Source organism: Nonomuraea sp. ZG12 (assembly GCF_052068115.1).
In the GTDB taxonomy this organism is placed as follows: domain Bacteria; phylum Actinomycetota; class Actinomycetes; order Streptosporangiales; family Streptosporangiaceae; genus Nonomuraea.
Map to the genome: position 1 here is coordinate 1,102,057 of NZ_JBQHCW010000001.1, position 13,294 is coordinate 1,115,350.

General features: G+C 71.7%; 13 protein-coding genes. 8 read left to right on the forward strand and 5 right to left on the reverse strand.

Annotated features, from left to right (window positions below; genetic code table 11):
- Positions 1-3 precede the first annotated feature (3 nt).
- The 7 genes from ACTMTF_RS05105 (at position 4) to ACTMTF_RS05135 (ending at position 7,497) form a co-directional block, all read left to right on the forward strand.
- On the forward strand, positions 4-1,071 hold the full coding sequence (locus ACTMTF_RS05105; protein ID WP_396999647.1) for an ABC transporter substrate-binding protein: 1,068 nt from the start codon (positions 4-6) through the stop codon (positions 1,069-1,071).
- Between the two features lies 1 nt (position 1,072).
- Complete coding sequence (locus ACTMTF_RS05110; protein WP_441109457.1) at positions 1,073-2,611, forward strand: sugar ABC transporter ATP-binding protein; 1,539 nt, start codon at positions 1,073-1,075, stop codon at positions 2,609-2,611.
- Positions 2,604-3,575, forward strand: coding sequence for an ABC transporter permease (locus ACTMTF_RS05115; RefSeq protein ID WP_441109458.1), 972 nt, complete (start codon positions 2,604-2,606; stop codon positions 3,573-3,575). Before ACTMTF_RS05110 ends, ACTMTF_RS05115 begins: the two co-directional genes overlap by 8 nt.
- Positions 3,572-4,528 (forward strand): ABC transporter permease, encoded by a 957-nt coding sequence (locus ACTMTF_RS05120; RefSeq protein WP_396999641.1) that lies wholly within the window; start codon positions 3,572-3,574, stop codon positions 4,526-4,528. The genes ACTMTF_RS05115 and ACTMTF_RS05120 overlap by 4 nt, the downstream gene beginning before the upstream one ends.
- A 33-nt stretch (positions 4,529-4,561) precedes the next feature.
- Positions 4,562-6,559 carry a protein kinase domain-containing protein gene (locus tag ACTMTF_RS05125; RefSeq protein ID WP_441109459.1) on the forward strand — a complete coding sequence of 666 codons (1,998 nt, stop codon included), beginning with the start codon at positions 4,562-4,564 and terminating at the stop codon, positions 6,557-6,559.
- Positions 6,560-6,695: 136 nt separating this feature from the next.
- Positions 6,696-7,070, forward strand: a complete 375-nt coding sequence (locus tag ACTMTF_RS05130) for a helix-turn-helix transcriptional regulator (RefSeq protein ID WP_397001514.1) — start codon at positions 6,696-6,698, stop codon at positions 7,068-7,070.
- Positions 7,071-7,080: 10 nt separating this feature from the next.
- On the forward strand, positions 7,081-7,497 hold the full coding sequence (locus tag ACTMTF_RS05135; RefSeq protein ID WP_441109460.1) for a VOC family protein: 417 nt from the start codon (positions 7,081-7,083) through the stop codon (positions 7,495-7,497).
- A gap of 158 nt (positions 7,498-7,655) precedes the next feature.
- Here ACTMTF_RS05135 and ACTMTF_RS05140 read toward each other — a convergent pair whose 3' ends face one another.
- Both ACTMTF_RS05140 and ACTMTF_RS05145 read right to left on the reverse strand, forming a co-directional pair.
- Entirely contained in the window at positions 7,656-8,690 is a 1,035-nt protein-coding gene (locus tag ACTMTF_RS05140; protein WP_441109461.1) for a WXG100 family type VII secretion target, read from the reverse strand.
- A 136-nt stretch (positions 8,691-8,826) separates the two neighbouring features.
- Positions 8,827-9,753 (reverse strand): pirin family protein, encoded by a 927-nt coding sequence (locus ACTMTF_RS05145; RefSeq protein WP_441109462.1) that lies wholly within the window; start codon positions 9,751-9,753, stop codon positions 8,827-8,829.
- 61 nt (positions 9,754-9,814) lie between these two features.
- Between ACTMTF_RS05145 and ACTMTF_RS05150 the strand changes: the two genes are divergently transcribed.
- Positions 9,815-9,949, forward strand: a complete 135-nt coding sequence (locus ACTMTF_RS05150; protein WP_441109463.1) for a hypothetical protein — start codon at positions 9,815-9,817, stop codon at positions 9,947-9,949.
- On the opposite strand, the gene ACTMTF_RS05155 is transcribed toward ACTMTF_RS05150, so the two are convergent.
- From ACTMTF_RS05155 to ACTMTF_RS05165, 3 genes are all read right to left on the reverse strand, one after another.
- A complete protein-coding gene (locus ACTMTF_RS05155; RefSeq protein WP_441109464.1) occupies positions 9,950-11,071 on the reverse strand; it encodes an MBL fold metallo-hydrolase in 1,122 nt (373 codons plus the stop codon).
- 100 nt (positions 11,072-11,171) lie between these two features.
- Positions 11,172-11,885 (reverse strand): DUF3152 domain-containing protein, encoded by a 714-nt coding sequence (locus ACTMTF_RS05160; RefSeq protein ID WP_441109465.1) that lies wholly within the window; start codon positions 11,883-11,885, stop codon positions 11,172-11,174.
- Between the two features lie 61 nt (positions 11,886-11,946).
- A complete protein-coding gene (locus ACTMTF_RS05165; protein WP_441109466.1) occupies positions 11,947-13,281 on the reverse strand; it encodes an NAD(P)/FAD-dependent oxidoreductase in 1,335 nt (444 codons plus the stop codon).
- Between the last annotated feature and the right edge of the window lie 13 nt (positions 13,282-13,294).

The window sequence follows — 13,294 nt, forward strand, 5'->3', positions numbered from 1 at the left end:
CCTATGAAGCCCCCCATCCGGACGGCGTCACTGGCGCTGGCCGTCCTCCTCACCGCCGCAGGGTGCGCCAAGGCGGAGGCGCCGCAGAGCGCGCCCGCCGCCACCAGCACGGCCGGGCAGCAGGTCGTGCAGACCCCCACCGGCAGCGCCGGCGCGACCTGCACGCTGCAGCAGTTCGGCGGCGAGAAGTTCGACCTCAAGACGGCCACTGTCGGCTTCTCCCAGTCGGAGAAGGAGGCCAACCCGTTCCGCATCGCCGAGACCAAGTCGATCAAGGACGAGGCGGCCAAGCTCGGCATCGCCGACCTGAAGGTCACCAACGCGCAGTCGCAGTTCTCCAAGCAGATCACCGACGTGCAGCAGCTCATCGCCCAGGGTGTGAAGCTGCTGGTCATCGCGCCGCTGAACTCCGACGGCTGGGAGCCGGTGCTCCAGCAGGCGGCGGCCAAGAAGATCCCCATCATCACGGTCGACCGCAAGATCAACGCCAAGCCGTGCAGCGACTACCTCACCTTCATCGGCTCGGACTTCTACGAGCAGGGCAAGCGGGCGGCCGACCAGATGATCGAGGCGCTCTCCAGCAAGGGCAAGGTCGCGATCCTGCTCGGGGCGCCCGGCAACAACGTCACCACCGAGCGGACCAACGGCTTCAAGGACCGCGTCAAGGAGGCCGCGCCGGAGATCGAGATCTCCTTCGAGCAGACCGGCGAGTTCGCCCGCGAGAAGGGGCAGCAGGTCACCGAGCAGCTCATCCAGTCCAACCCCGACATCAACGGCATCTACGCCGAGAACGACGAGATGGCCCTGGGCGCCGTCACCGCCCTCAAGGGCGCGGGCAAGGAAGCCGGTGACATCAAGATCGTCTCGGTGGACGGCACCCGCAGCGCGGTCCAGGCCATCGCCGACGGCTGGCTGCACGCCGTCATCGAGTCCAACCCCCGCTTCGGCCCGCTGGCCTTCTCCACCGCCCAGAAATTCCTGGACGGCGAGGCCATCCCCGAGAAAGTGATCATCTCCGACCGCGACTACGACACGAGCAACGCCAAGACCTCCCTCGGTGAGGCGTACTGAGTTGGAAGCGGTACTCGAGGCCAAGGGGATCAGCAAGCGCTTCCCCGGCGTGCTCGCTCTCGACGGCGTGTCCCTCGCCCTTCACCCGGGCGAGGTGCACGCCCTCGTGGGGGAGAACGGCGCCGGCAAATCCACGCTGATCAAGGTCTTCACCGGCGTGTACCACCCGGACGGCGGCGAACTGCTCCACCAGGGGCGGCCCGCCGTGTTCGGCACACCCATGGACGCGCAGCACGCCGGGATCTCCACCATCTACCAAGAGGTCAACCTCGTCCCCATGATGAGCGTGGCCCGCAACCTGCTGCTCGGCCGCGAGCCACGCAGCCGCTTCGGCGTCATCGACGCCAACGCGATGTACGGCGAGGCCGGTCGCGTCCTGGCCGGCTACGGCGTCGAGACCGACGTCCGCCGGCCGCTGCGCGACCTCGGCATCGGCGCCCAGCAGATGGTCGCCCTGGCCAGGGCCGTCTCGGTGGACGCGCGGGTGGTCATCATGGACGAGCCCACCTCGTCCCTGGAGCCGCGCGAGGTCGAGACGCTGTTCGGGGTGATCAGGCGGCTGCGCGACAGCGGCATCGCCGTCATGTACGTCAGCCACCGGCTCGACGAGCTCTACCAGGTGTGCGACCGGGTCACCGTGCTCCGCGACGGGCGGCTGGCGCACACCGGCGCGCTGGCCGGGCTGGAGCGGCTGGAGCTCATCTCGCTCATGCTCGGCCGCGACCTGGGTGAGGTGCGCGGCGCGGGCGTGACGAAGTTCTCCCGCGACCGGCACCTCGCCGCCGGGACGTCCGTGGACCAGAAGGCCGAGCCGGCCGTCGAAGCCCGCGGGCTCACCCGGCGCCACGTGCTCGACGGCGTGGACGTATCGGTCAGGCCAGGCGAGGTGGTCGGCCTCGGCGGCCTGCTCGGCGCGGGCCGTACCGAGACCGCGAAGGCCATCGTCGGCGCGATGCCCCTCGACGGCGGGCAGGTGATCGTCGCGGGGCTGCCGCTGCGCGGCGGCTCCACCAAGGCGGCCATCAGGGCGGGCATCAGCCTGCTGCCCGAGGACCGCAAGGCCGAGGGCATCATCCCGACGCTGTCGGTGCGGGAGAACATCGCGCTGGCCGCGCTGCCCTCGCTCGGCACGGCCGGCGTGGTCTCCGACACCAAGATCGACCGGGTGGTGGAGATCTTCATGCGCCGGTTGCGGATCAAGGCCGCCTCGCCGAACCAGCTCGTGTCCGAGCTGTCCGGCGGCAACCAGCAGAAGGTCCTGCTCGCCCGCTGGCTCGCCGTGCGGCCCAAGGTGCTGCTGCTCGACGAGCCCACCCGCGGCATCGACGTGGGCGCCAAGGCCGAGGTGCAGGCGCTGATCGACGAGCTGGCGGCCGAAGGGCTGGGCGTGCTGCTGATCTCCTCCGACCTGGAGGAGCTCGTCGAGGGCGCCGACCGCATCCTGGTGCTGCGCGAGGGCGCGGTCGTCGGAGAGCTGTCCGGCGACGACGTCACCGAGGAGAGAATCATGGCAACGATCGCGGAGCAGTCGGATGGCTGAGCTCACCTCGCCGCGAAGCGAGCGGATGGCGGTGCTCAAGCCGCGCGTCTACGCCTGGGTGCAGGACTACGGCGTGTACGCGGCGGTGCTGGCGCTGTTGCTGTTCAACGTGCTGTTCACGCCGTATTTCCTGGACGCCTCCAACTTCCGCACCCAGCTCGTCCAGGTCACGCCCATCGTCATCGTCTCGCTCGGCATGGCGCTGGTGATCGGCACCCAGGGCATCGACCTGTCGGTCGGCTCCGTGATGGCGCTGGCCGCCGCCGTGGTCGTGCTCTACCTCGGCTACGGATGGCTGCCGGCGCTGATCGCCGCCCTGGTCGGCGGGGCCGTCGCCGGGGCGGCGGGCGGGGCGCTGATCGCCTACGTCGGCGTCCAGCCGATCGTCGCCACCCTCGCGCTGCTCGTCGGGGTGCGCGGCCTGGCCAACGTGTTCGTGCCGCAGCTCGTCGAGTTCCGCAGCCCCGGCCTGATCGCGCTCGGCAGCAGCTCCGTGGCGGGCATCCCGATCATCGTGCTCATCGCGGGCGCGCTCACGCTGGTGATGATGTTCGTGGTCCGGCGCACCACCTTCGGCCGCCAGGTGGTCGCCATCGGCGGCAACCGGACGGCCAGCGAGCTGTCCGGCCTGCCGGTCAAGCGCGTGCTGCTGATCGTGTACGTCATCTCCGGGCTGCTCGCGGCGCTGGCCGGCGTGCTGGCCACCGCCAGGCTGCAGGCGGCCGACCCGACCTCGCTCGGCCTGTTCATCGAGCTGTCCGCGATCACCGCGGTCGTGGTCGGCGGCACCCCGCTGACCGGCGGGCGGATCAGGGTGCTCAGCACCGTCATGGGCGCCCTGCTCATGCAGCTGCTCGCGGCGACCCTGATCAAGCACAACCTGCCGCAGTCGTGGACGCAGATCGTCCAGGCCGGGATCATCCTGGCCGCCGTCTACGCCACCAGGGAGCGTGGGACCCGATGACCTCTCGCGAACAGGTGAGCCGTACCCTCCAGCAGCACGGCGCCCTCATGGTGCTGGCCCTGCTGGTCATCGTGGGCAGCCTGGCCTTCGACTCGTTCGCCACGGCGGGGAACGCGGCCAGCGTCGTGGTCTCCTCGTCCTTCCTGGCGATCATCGCCATCGGCATGACGTTCGTGATCATCAGTGGCGGGATCGACCTGTCCGTGGGCTCGCTGTTCGTCCTCGGCGGGGTGCTCGCGGCGTACGGCTCGCAGTACGGGATCGTCGTCGCCCTGGTCCTGCCCCTGGCCGCCTGCGGGCTCGTCGGCCTGCTGCAGGGCGTGATCATCGCCAGGACCGGGATGGAGCCGTTCATCGTCACCCTGGCCGGGCTGCTCGGTGTCCGCGGCCTCATGCTGGCCCTGTCCGACGAGGGCGCCACCACCTACCTGGTGAAGGACCCCGCCTTCGCGGCGCTGGGCCAGGGGCAGATCCTCGGCCTGTCCTACCCCGTGTACATCACGATCGGGCTCGCCCTGGCCGCCATGGTGCTGCTGCAACGGACCGGCTTCGGCCAGAACGTCTACGCCATCGGCGGCAACCAGCAGGCGGCCGCCCTCATGGGCGTGCCGGTGGCCGCCACCAAGATCCGCGTGTACGTCATGTCCGCGCTGCTCGCCGGGCTGGCCGGAGCGCTGAACGCGGCCCGGCTGTCCTCCGGCGTCACCATCCTCGGCATCGGCCTCGAACTCGACGTCATCGCCGCCGTGGTGATCGGCGGCACCCTGCTGACCGGGGGAGCGGGCGGCATCACCGGGACGGTGGCGGGGGTGTTGCTGCTGGGGGTCATCCAGAGCCTGATCAACCAGGTGGGCAACCTGACCTCGGCCTTCCAGCAGGTGGTCAGCGGGTTGTTCCTGGCGCTGGTCGTGGTGGCGCAGCGGCTGCTGAGCAAGGCGCAACGCCTGTCCTGAGGTCCGGTTCCGCATTACCGCCATAATCGGGACATGTCGCCCGCTATGGAGAGCCGAGCCGAGGATCCCGCCGAGCTCGGCGGGTACGCCATCCGGGGCCGGCTGGGCGAAGGCGAGCAGGGAGTCGTCTACCTGGGCGTGGACGCCGACGGCGGCCAGGTGGCGATCAAGTGGCTGCGCCCGCACCTGGCCGGCGATCCGGCGGCCGCCCAGCGCTTCGCCCGTGAGGCGGCGCTGGCGCGGCGGGTCGCGCCGTTCTGCACGGCGCGGGTGCTGGCCACCGGCGTGCACGAGGGCCGGCCGTACATCGTCAGCGAGTACGTCGACGGGCCGTCACTGCGGCAGGCGGTGGCGCGGGAGGGGCCCCGGGCGGGCTCCGGGCTGCACCGGCTGGCCATCGGCACGGTGACCGCGCTGGCCGCCATCCACCAGGCCGGAATCGTGCACCGCGACCTCAACCCGAACAATGTGCTGCTCGGCGGCGAAGGGCCGCGCGTCATCGACTTCGGCATCGCCAAGGCGTTCGACGCCAACGCGACGATCGGCTCCGTACCCGTGGGCGCCCCCGCCTTCATGGCCCCCGAGCAGATCCTGGGGCGGCCGGCGGGGCCGGCGGCGGACATGTTCGCCTGGGCGAGCACCCTGGTCTTCGCGGCCGACGGCGTCGGCCCGTTCGCCGCGGAGTCGGCGCCCGAGGTCGTTCAGCGGGTGTTGCACGACGAGCCTGACCTCACCTGGCTGACCGGGCCGTTACGCGACGTGGTGGCCGCCTGCCTGTCGAAGGACCCGGCCCGCCGGCCGGCCGCCGAGGAGGTGATCCTCCGCCTGATGGAGCACCCGGCGTTCTCGGATAGCGCTCCGTTCCAGCCCTCCTCCGGGAAGTCCTTCGTGGGTGAGCCGTTCTCCCCGACCTACCCCCCGTCGTTCTCCTCGTCGTCCGGGCCCGCTCGGCAGAAGGGCCGGAGGGGGTGGGTGGTCGCGGCGATCGCGGTCGGGGCGGCGCTGGTCACGACGGGCGCCGTGGTCGTCGTCGCGGTGAGCGACCTGGGAGACGGGCGCGAGGTGCGGCCCATCGCCCTGACGAGCGGTCCGGCCGGCACCCCGTCTCCCACGCCGGTGCGGACGGCGGACCTGGTCGGCTCGTCGCTGCCCGGCACGGACGCCACCCTCTTCGAGCACCCGTCCGACCCTGTCAGGCTGACCACGTACTCGGTCTACAGCACGAAGGCCAAGCAGTGGGTGTACTACCCCCGTAACTCCCTCACCGGAGAGTTCCGGAAATATCCGGATGTGTGGGAGAGCGTCCTGTCGCCCGACGGCCGATACCTGGCCCAGCGCGGCAAGCGGTACGTCGACGGCTACGACAGCGTCAGGATCACCGACAGGGAGACGGGCCGGACCTCCCGCGTCAACGTGGTGCGCCGGCCGCTCAGCGCCTACATCCAGGCCTGGTCCCGCGACGGCCGTCGCCTGCTGCTCAACGTCGGCAATCCGGTCAAGGCCTCGTGGCAGTCGACCGGCTTCGCCATCGTGGACGTGCCCACGCGTACCGCCGCCGTCGCCGCACTCCGGGAGAGCCACCTGAGCGGCATCCGCTACGGCTTCGCCCCCTCGGGCGGCGGCGTGGTGGCCCTGGCCGACCGGACCAGCCGGCAGGACCTGCGCTTCTTCGACGACAGCGGCCGCCGCCTGCGGAGCATCCCCGGCGTGGGCGCGGGCCTCGCCGACCACCTGTTCTCACCGTCGGGGAAGAGGTTCGTCACCACCTGCCCCGGCCTCGCCGCGGGCACCACCTGCGTGTACGACTCCCTTTCGGGGCAGGAACTGAAGCGTGTCGAGTCCCGCTGCACCAACCTGGCCAACTGGTACGACGACGACCACCTGATCTGCTGGCTCCGGCCCGACCCCGGCGGCCGACGACACCAGGCGCAGGTCGTGGACCTCACCGGCACCCCGATCCGCGTACTGGTCGACGCCCCGACCGGGGCGGCGGACCTCAGCCTGACCTACACCTACAGCCACACCGACTAGCCGCCACCGCCCGAAGTCGCGCTGTTCGCGCTCTGATCAGCGAGAACTCCGGTGAGACGGCGGCACGGCGCTGTGGGATGCTGGTCGGGTGACGACGTTGGAGGACCTCGTCCGGCTGCGCCGGGCCCGCGACCGGATGGACCGTGACTACGCCGAGCCGCTCGACGTGCCGGCGCTGGCGCGGGTCGCCCTCATGTCACCGGGCCACTTCTCCCGCAGCTTCCGCGCCGCCTTCGGGGAGACGCCGTACAGCTACCTGATGACGCGCCGGATCGAGCGGGCCAAGGCGCTGCTGCGCCGGGGTGACCTGACGGTGACGGAGGTCTGCTTCGCGGTCGGCTGTACGTCCCTGGGGTCGTTCAGCACGCGGTTCACCGAGCTGGTCGGCGAGAGCCCCAGCGCCTACCGGGCCCGCAGCCATGACGAGGGCGCCACCATCCCGGCCTGCGTCGCCAAGATCTACACGCGACCCGTCAGGAATGGAGAAGCGAAGGCCGCCCGCCGTTCCTAAGGTGAAACCCATGGACATCCAGCTCTCACAGTGCTTCATCGCCGTCGAGGACCACGACCAGGCGCTCGCCTTCTACCGCGACGCCCTCGGCCTGGAGGTGCGCGACGACGTCGAGTTCGAGGGGATGCGCTGGGTGACCGTCGGCTCGCCGTCGCAGCCCGAGGTGGACATCGTCCTCGAACCGCCCCTCGCGGACCCGAACGCCTCGCCCGCCGACCGGAAGGCCATGGCGGAGCTGCTGGCCAAGGGCATGCTGCGCGGGATCATCTTCAGGACCGACGACTGTGACGCCACCTTCGAGCGGGTCCGCGCCGCGGGTGGCGAGGTGCTGCAGGAGCCGATCGACCAGCCGTACGGCGTCCGCGACTGCGCCTTCCGCGACCCCTCCGGCAACATGCTGCGCTTCAACCAGTCTCGCGCCCGGTGAGCCGTCTGCAGGGGGATTGAGCGGCCTTCCGCGCAGCGGCGGCCTAGCCGATACACCCGCTGGCCGATGGTCATCTCCACGTCACGGAACGTGCTGGGGTGAGCGAACCGGTCGATCGTGACCGCGTGATCGAGCCGCCGACCACCCCGATCGGGTAGTCACTCGCTCAGGGAGTAGGTCGCCCGCTGGGCCTCGGGGATGAGGCCGGGCAGGTCGATCCGCGCGGTCTGCGGCATCTGCCGTAGCACGTCCGCGAGCTGCCGGCCTACCCCCTTGAGGAAGTTCCTGGCGTCCTCGTCGTCGCCGTGCCACAGGTCGGAGAACTCCCAGCCGCCCTTGTTGACCACCAGGTCGAAGCGGCTCTGCGCGGTCGTGATGATCTCGGCGGCGGCGGTGAGGCCGTGCGCGACCTGGCCGTGGGTGGCGGCCAGCCCGCGGACGTTCGCGTAGATCTGCCGGAGCGACTGCTGGGCGTGGTCGGCCGCGGGCCCCTGCCAGGGCGCGTCTCTTATCTCCTGCGCGCGCGACATCAGCCCGTGCGTGACCTCGACCAGCCCGTCGGCGAAGCCGGTGACCGTGCTCGCGTAGGAGGTCAGCCCCTCCGGCCTCCAGCTCATGAGCTGGCGCCAGACGGAGGTACGGTCGTCCAGGTCCAACCAGAGCTCGTTCACCACCAAGCTCTCGATCGGGTCGTCGTAGTTCGCATACGGGTCGAGCAGCCCGATCGATCCCGACGGGTAGGCGTTGGTCACCCGGTAGCGGTCAGCGCTGATCCCACCCCCGAGCTGGTGCTTGGACAGCAGGGGGTCCTTGTCGACCAGTTCGTAGTTGCGCCCGGCCGTCGCGACCGCCCTGGCCGCCGCTGCCGTCTCCATCATCGCGTCCGTGGTCAGCGAGCACAGCGCTTCCTCGAAGGCGCCGACCATGGTCGTCCAGGTCTGGGCGGCACTCCACCCCGCCGGGCGGTAACCCATGAGGTTGGCGAAGTCGTCGAGCTCCGGCTTGGGCAGGAGCCGGTGAACGCTCTCGAACTCGGTCATGAGGTGCGTGCCGATGGTCTGCAGCCGGGCGTAATCGACCTCGTACCCGTCGACGCGCTCGAAGCCGAGCCCTGGCCAATAGTGCTGCCGCTGCGGATAGGGTTCCCACGCCGACCATTCGTCCTGGCGGGTGTTCTGGGGTTCACGGGACATGGTCGTCCACGCTATGAGCCGACGTTGACGGGCAGATGAAGATCAGATGTACACAAGGCCGGGTCTTCCTTCGTACAGGAGCGGGATCTCCTCACCCAGTCCAGGCACGCGCGATCAGTTCGTTCACGGGCACTGATCAGCGAACCCGCCCGCGTGGCCGCAGGCGGGTCCCCGGCAGGGCGGGGGCCGGCAACGGTTCGCCGTCGAATCCCTTGACGGCGCCGAAGCCCCTACCCTCCGTCCACTCCTTGCGGAAGGCGGCGATCTCGTCATGGTCGCGGCCGACGAAGTTCCACCACATCACGATCTCCTCGCCGAACGGCTCGCCGCCGATGAGCAGCATCCGGCCCTGACCGCTGACGCGCACGCTCTCCCGGCCGGGCGGCAGATAGAGCAGGGGGCCTGGCCGTAGCGGCTCGATGGCCCCGTCGAGCAGCAGCAGCCCGTGCTCGAACGCCGGGTCGAGCGGCACCTCGGCGCTCCCGTCGACCGCCACCTCCGCCCCCACGAGCGGGCTGTGCATGGTGGCCGGCGACGTCTCCCCACCGAGCGAGCCCATGATCACGGTGGCGGCGAAGCCGGACCCGGCCCGGACGGGCAGCGCCGCGTGATGCTCGAAGCCGGGCGCCACGTCCCGCCGCTCGCCGGGCAGCGCCACCCAGAGCTGCACCCCGTGCAGCACCTCGTGCCGCGACTCCTCGGAGTGGGAGATGCCGCGGCCGGCGGTCATCAGGTTGAGACTGCCCGGCCGGATCTCCTGCAGGTTGCCGAGGCTGTCGCGATGCAGCACCCGGCCTGCGAGCAGCCAGCTCACCGTCTGCAGGCCGGTGTGCGGGTGCGGCGGCACCCGCATCGCCGTCTCCTCGGGACCGTAGGCGTCGACGAAACACCAGGCGCCGATCATGCGCCGGCGCACGTTGGGCAGCGTCCTGCTGACGGCCATCGCGCGCGGGCCGCCGAGCGGCACCGCACGCCCCTCCAGCAGCTCGCTCTCCTCGCCACCGCCGCCGCGGCCAGCACTGCCGCAACGCACCTCACGCGGCTCCCGCTCCAGATTGCTCACCCCACGACTGTACGGCGAAGCTGGGCGGCCGGTTCGGCTTCGATCAGTCCGCCCGGGTCACGTGGACGTGGTGGGCGGGCTGTCCGGGCCGGTGATCTGGCTGCTCGCCGCTATCGCCTCCACGCTCGCGCAGCGCCGCGGCCCGTACGGCGACGCCGCGGCGAGCGGTCGCAGGCCGCGGCGGTCGTCCCCGTGATCAGCCGAGGGTCTTCCACCAGCCGTCGACCGGCGGGGCGGCGGCGGTGTCGACGGCCTCGCCCGGGCGCGGCACCACGATCTTGACGTCACGGGCCTTGGCCTCCCGCCACAGCCGGTCGACCGGCTCCGCCCACGGGTGCACCGCCAGGGTGAACGTCGCCCAGTGCACCGGCAGCATGAGCTTGCCGCCCAGGTCGAGGTTGGCGTTGACGGCCTCCTCCGGGTCCATGTGGATGTCCGGCCAGGAGGCGTTGTAGGCGCCGATCGGCATCAGGGTCAGGTCGAACGGCCCGTGCGCGGCCCCGATCCCCTTGTAGCCCTCGAAGTAGCCGGAGTCGCCAGCGTAGAAGACCCGCTTGGCGGCGCCGGCCACCACCCACGAGCCCCACAGCGTGTCGTTGCGGGTGAGGGTGCGGCCGGAGAAGTGGCGGGCGGCCGTGGCGACGAACCGCAGCCCCGCCACGTGCGCCTCCTCGTCCCAGTCCAGCTCGATGATCCGGTAGGCCGGGACGCCCCACCGCTCCAGGTGGGCGCCGATGCCGAGCGGCACCAGGAACGGCGCCTTCTGCGTCCTGGTCAGCCCGCGCACGGTGTTCAGGTCCAGGTGGTCGTAGTGGTCGTGGGAGATCACGACGGCGTCGACCTGCGGGAGCCGGTTGAGCGCCACGGGCAGCGGATGGTGACGCCTGGGGCCGACGAGCTGCGAGGGCGAAGGACGATCGCTCCACACCGGGTCGAACAGCACCCGCCGCCCCTCGATCTCGACCAGCGTGGAGGCGTGGCCGTACCAGATGGCTCCCAGCCCGGTCGGCGAGGGGGCGCCGGTCGGCGGCACGCGCACCGGGATGGGGCCGGGCGGGCGGCGCAGCTCCCTGTCCTTGACCATCTCGCCCAGCAGGCTCACCGGCGGCGCCGTCATCATGGTGGTCGTCTCGGGCATCGGGTTGACGAACGTGCCATCCCTGAACTGGCGTGAGCGCCGTATCCTGTCAGCCCGGTCGGGCCCTGACGTCAGCGGCCGCACGCCCAGCTCGGCGGGCACGTCCCGCAGCACCCATCCTGCGGCGGCCAGGGCCGCGCCCCCCGCCAGGATGCGCCGAACCGTCCGAAAACCTGCCATCGCCACACTCCTCCAAGAATCAGTTACACCCAGCTCAACTGATCCCGATGTCCCCCGTGTTCCCATCAGCCACGATATGTCGCGACGCGCTTGTCCTGGCCTACCGCTCCGGTTCGCCGTTCCCGGTGCGGCCAGGGTGCGGCCAGGGGTTGGGACTGCAGCGGCCCAGCGACTTCGACTGCTGCATCATCACCGGAGCCGGACGTCCGGGGCCGGGGCAGCCGGTGTGGTGGTGGCCGAGGGCGTGACCGACCTCGTGGCTGATCACGTACTGACGGTATGCCCGCAGGTCGCCGAGGTACTGCGGGACGCCCGTGGCCCAGCGGACGGCGTTGATGATCGAGCGGGTGCCGTTCCAGCAGGACAGGTCGCCGCCGGTGCGCAGCGGCCGGCACCCCCGGTCGGTCAGGCGCGGACTGGCCAGGGCCACGCGGACCCGCACCGGCGGACGGTCCACGCGCCGGAACCGGGCCCAGCCACGCGGGTCGTTCAGCGTGCGGTGCACCTCGGCGGCGAACGCGCGGCCGTCGAACGGCAGCCCCCGCTCCACCTCCACCAGGTAACGCACCACCGCGCCGCGTCCACGCCTGGGGGCCGCCCCGCCGCGCACCACCGCGTAATGACCGGACGCGGCCCTCGGCACCTTCGGTGCCTGCGGCATCGCCTCCGCCGGGAGTTCCCGGGGTGGCGTGCGCGGCGGCTTCCCGGCGTCGGCCTTGCCCGGTGGCGCGGTGGCCTCACGGGCTCTCGGCGTCGTCGCGCCGCACGCCGTGACCGGCAGCAGCATGAGGACCAGCAGTACGAACCGGCGCATGGCCGCCTCCCCCTCCGAGCACGGTGGGGAGGCTTCGATGATAGAAGAGCCGTTTCGTCCCTCAGCCAGGGGGGCCGTACGGAGTCAGGTCGATGGGCGCGTCCTCGCCGAGCGCCAGCCCGGCGGCGAGCTCGCCGGTGAACGGACCCGCCGTCAGGCCGTACGCGCTCAGGCCCGTCGCCACCACCACCCGATCGGTGACGCGGCCGATGAGCGGCGGACCCGGCGCGTACACCGGGCGCAGCCCGACCCTCGTCTCCGTCACAGTCGCCCCGTACAGGCCGGGCGCCACCCGCAGCCCCGCCTGCAGCACCTCCTCCAGCCCGCCCATCGTGATCCGCGGCGCGAACCCGACGTCCTCCACCGTCGCGCCCACCACCACACGCGAGCCGGGGAACCCCAGCAGGTACGGCCCGCTCCTGGGCAGCACGATGGGCCACCAGGCCGTGTCGACGCCGTCCAGGGTGGCGTGCACGATCTGACCGCGCCTCGGGAAGACGGGCAACTCCACGCCGAGCGGCCGGCACACCTCGCCGGTCCAGGCCCCGGCGGCCACGATCACCACATCGGCCTCGATCGGCGTCCAGCCTCCCTCATCGCCCTCGGCCTCGCTCCCGGCCACCGGCCCTTCGCCCCCGGCCTCCCTCTCAACGACCGCCGCGCTCTCCGGGCGTGCCTCCTCCAGGCCGGTCGTGCGCTCTTCAGTGGCCGTTTCGCCCGGGATGTGGAGGCTTCCGGGTGGTGCCGGTTCGGGGGCGCCCTGGCGCCAGGACGCCTGGGCACCGGTGGTGCCGCGTGTCCCGGGCGGAGGCTGCCGGGACAGCAGCCGGCCGCGCGAGTCGGCCTCGTGCGCCTCCCGGACCAGCACCCGGCCGTCCGGCGTGACCATCGCCGTCCCCGTACGCGACTCCGCGCCCTGGCGGAAGGCCGCGTCCAGGAGCGCGTCCCGCACCGCGCGCCCGTCGACCCGGGCGGCGCCGGGGACGAGCAGCGCGCTCAGGTCCTCGGCGATCGGCGGGAACAGCTCCGACGGCGCGGTCACGTCCGTGACCGCGCCCATCTCCGGCGCCTCCGCGTAGCGGCGGGCCAGCAGGGAGCGCACCGGTTCCAGCTCGGCGGGGTCCTCTGCCACCAGGAGCGCCCCCACCTGGGCGTAGCCGATGTCCTCGCCGAGGACGCCGACGAGCTCGGGATAGCGGCGGGCGCCCTCCCTGGTCAGCCGGTACCAGTCCTCGTCGTCCGGATGGTCCACCCACGGGCACACGATGCCCGCCCCCGCCTGCGTCGCCTGGCCCTGGTAGGCCCCGTCGATCACGGTGACGGACACGCCGCGGCCGCTCAGGTGGTAAGCGGCGGCGGCGCCGACGATGCCGCTCCCGATGACTGCAACACGCATACGGCAATGATCG

Coding starts and splice junctions, on each gene's coding strand:
- ACTMTF_RS05105 (WP_396999647.1), top strand. CDS start 4: ATGAAGCCCCCCATCCGGACGGCGTCACTGGCGCTGGCCGTCCTCCTC.
- ACTMTF_RS05115 (WP_441109458.1), top strand. CDS start 2,604: ATGGCTGAGCTCACCTCGCCGCGAAGCGAGCGGATGGCGGTGCTCAAG.
- ACTMTF_RS05120 (WP_396999641.1), top strand. CDS start 3,572: ATGACCTCTCGCGAACAGGTGAGCCGTACCCTCCAGCAGCACGGCGCC.
- ACTMTF_RS05125 (WP_441109459.1), top strand. CDS start 4,562: ATGTCGCCCGCTATGGAGAGCCGAGCCGAGGATCCCGCCGAGCTCGGC.
- ACTMTF_RS05130 (WP_397001514.1), top strand. CDS start 6,696: ATGGACCGTGACTACGCCGAGCCGCTCGACGTGCCGGCGCTGGCGCGG.
- ACTMTF_RS05135 (WP_441109460.1), top strand. CDS start 7,081: ATGGACATCCAGCTCTCACAGTGCTTCATCGCCGTCGAGGACCACGAC.
- ACTMTF_RS05140 (WP_441109461.1), bottom strand. CDS start 8,690: ATGTCCCGTGAACCCCAGAACACCCGCCAGGACGAATGGTCGGCGTGG.
- ACTMTF_RS05155 (WP_441109464.1), bottom strand. CDS start 11,071: ATGGCAGGTTTTCGGACGGTTCGGCGCATCCTGGCGGGGGGCGCGGCC.
- ACTMTF_RS05160 (WP_441109465.1), bottom strand. CDS start 11,885: ATGCGCCGGTTCGTACTGCTGGTCCTCATGCTGCTGCCGGTCACGGCG.
- ACTMTF_RS05165 (WP_441109466.1), bottom strand. CDS start 13,281: ATGCGTGTTGCAGTCATCGGGAGCGGCATCGTCGGCGCCGCCGCCGCT.